Consider the following 271-nt stretch of genomic DNA (forward strand, 5'->3'; position numbering starts at 1 on the left):
GTACGGTGGGGATCGTGGGCGTTGGTAACGTTGGACGTCGATTGCAGGCGCGACTGGAAGCGTTAGGGATTAAAACCTTACTTTGCGATCCGCCTCGCGCCGACCGTGGGGATGAGGGTGATTTCCGCTCGCTGGATGAGTTAGTCCAGCGCGCGGATATTCTGACTTTCCATACGCCACTCTTTAAAGATGGTCCGTACAAAACGCTACATCTGGCGGATGAAAAACTGATCCGTAGCCTGAAGCCCGGAGCGATTCTGATTAACGCCTG

1 protein-coding gene is annotated in these 271 nt (G+C 54.6%); it reads left to right on the forward strand.

Annotated features, from left to right (window positions below; genetic code table 11):
- Nucleotides 1–14 precede the first annotated feature (14 nt).
- On the forward strand, nt 15–271 hold a 257-nt coding region (locus SB822_RS57315), incomplete at its 3' end, for an NAD(P)-dependent oxidoreductase (protein WP_410859136.1).

This window comes from Paraburkholderia sp. SIMBA_054, from assembly GCF_046534875.1.
Classification (GTDB): domain Bacteria; phylum Pseudomonadota; class Gammaproteobacteria; order Burkholderiales; family Burkholderiaceae; genus Paraburkholderia; species Paraburkholderia hospita.